At 51.8% G+C, this 336-nt stretch carries 1 protein-coding gene; it reads left to right on the plus strand.

Going from position 1 to position 336, the window contains the following annotated elements; all coding sequences use genetic code 11:
• Positions 1-336: type IV secretory system conjugative DNA transfer family protein (locus tag P0G09_RS16380; RefSeq protein ID WP_275253196.1), on the plus strand; the 336-nt coding region annotated here is incomplete at both ends.

Genomic DNA, 336 nt, shown 5'->3' on the forward strand with positions numbered 1-336 from the left:
GTGAGCTGATGAGCTACTATGAGATGGAGCTGGACACCATCGGAGACCGGAAGACGGCACTGTTCGTCATCATTTCCGATACCGATGACACCTTCAATTTCGTCGTAGCAATCATGTATTCCCAGCTCTACAACCTTCTCTGCGACAAGGCAGATGACGTTTACAACGGACGGCTTCCCGTTCATGTGCGCTGTCTGCTCGATGAGTTTGCGAACATCGGTCAAATCCCGAAGTTTGATAAGCTCATCGCAACCATCCGAAGCCGGGAAATCCCGGCGTCAATCATCTTGCAGTCCCAGTCTCAGCTCAAGACCATCTACAAGGATGCGGCGGACA

Origin of the sequence: Faecalibacterium sp. DFI.5.82 (genome assembly GCF_029076575.1) — a bacterium.
Lineage (GTDB): Bacteria > Bacillota > Clostridia > Oscillospirales > Ruminococcaceae > Faecalibacterium > Faecalibacterium duncaniae.